The sequence below is a fragment of the Flavobacterium collinsii genome, assembly GCF_902804485.1.
Taxonomy (GTDB): domain Bacteria; phylum Bacteroidota; class Bacteroidia; order Flavobacteriales; family Flavobacteriaceae; genus Flavobacterium; species Flavobacterium collinsii.
Map to the genome: position 1 here is coordinate 1 of NZ_CADCST010000013.1, position 591 is coordinate 591.

The following is a 591-nucleotide window of genomic DNA, read 5'->3' on the forward strand; positions in this document are numbered from 1 at the left end:
CATACCCAAAGCAGAAGAGCAGGAAGACTATGTTCTAACCTCATCTCAGCATCGTTTATGGATACTGAGTCAGTTTGAAGGCGGGAACGAGGCCTACAACATTCCGGGTTCGTTTGAACTCGAAGGTTCTTTAAACCTGAAACATTTGACACAAGCCTTTAAAACCGTTATTAACCGACATGAAATCTTACGAACTTCTTTCAAACGAAATGAGGAAGGAGAAGTGCGCCAATTCATTAGCGATCCTTCGGACATAGACTTTAAAATTGATTATGCCGATTTCACAACAGTGGAAAATCAGCAGGCGACAGTAGAAGAAAGAGTAGAAGAGTGCTATAAACACCAATTTGATTTGGGCAAAGCACCTTTGATCAATTTACATCTGCTTAAATTAGAAGAGAACAGACATTTGTTGCTCTTTAACATGCATCATATCATCAGCGATGGCTGGTCTATGGGAATTTTAAGTAATGAGCTTTTAACACTTTACCATCATCTGGTTCAGGGTATAAACAGCAATTTACCCGAACTGACCATACAATATAAAGACTATGCATCCTGGATGAGAAGCGAAAAACAGCTTTCGAAACT

1 protein-coding gene is annotated in these 591 nt (G+C 39.4%); it reads left to right on the forward strand.

The annotated features are described in order from the left end of the window. On the forward strand, window positions 1-591 hold a 591-nt coding region (locus tag FLA105534_RS00095), incomplete at both ends, for a condensation domain-containing protein (RefSeq protein ID WP_246253119.1).